Annotated in this window: 1 pseudogene; it reads right to left on the bottom strand. The window is 67.0% G+C overall.

Annotated elements, in window-relative coordinates:
* Positions 1–19: 19 nt before the first annotated feature.
* Positions 20–209, bottom strand: a pseudogene (locus EXE45_RS19440) (hypothetical protein); the annotation flags it as partial.

Raw genomic sequence — 209 nt, 5'->3', positions numbered from 1 at the left:
GGTTACCCATTGAGTGCGACTACTCCTCGACCCGTTCGAGGACGATCCGTTCGTCGAACCGCCCCCGTCGCTCGGCCTTCTCCGCCCGTAGTTCCGCCAGTTCCTCCGCGGAGAGTCCGTTCAGTTCGCGGAGCGCGTGGACCACTTCGAGCACGTCCGCCAGCTCCCGCGGATCGCGGCTCTCTCGGTACTCCGCGGTCTCCTCGACC

This window comes from Halorubrum sp. SP9 (assembly GCF_005435015.1).
Lineage (GTDB): Archaea > Halobacteriota > Halobacteria > Halobacteriales > Haloferacaceae > Halorubrum > Halorubrum sodomense.
Note: the sequence above shows the minus strand (reverse complement) of the source record. Positions and strands in the feature narration are given on the sequence as shown.